Consider the following 228-nt stretch of genomic DNA (forward strand, 5'->3'; position numbering starts at 1 on the left):
GCCAGCCAAGTACAAAATAAGCGGCCGGGAACAAAAGTGATACTGGATGACGGGACAGAATATACCGCGTATCTGAAAGAGTTTACGACAGAGCCGGATCCTGAGCTCGGCTCATTCAAAGTCACACTCACCATGCCAATGCCCAAAGAGCAGTTCATTCTTGATGGCACTTCGGTCGAGGTAAAAGTGGACGGACAAAAAATACAGGTTTATCGCTCGGATGAAGCG

The 228-nt window shown here is 48.7% G+C and carries 1 pseudogene; it reads left to right on the forward strand.

Annotated elements, in window-relative coordinates:
* Positions 1 to 228 (forward strand): annotated as a pseudogene (locus ACYP03_RS28490) (efflux RND transporter periplasmic adaptor subunit); the annotation flags it as partial.

This window comes from Photobacterium sp. R1 (assembly GCF_054600795.1).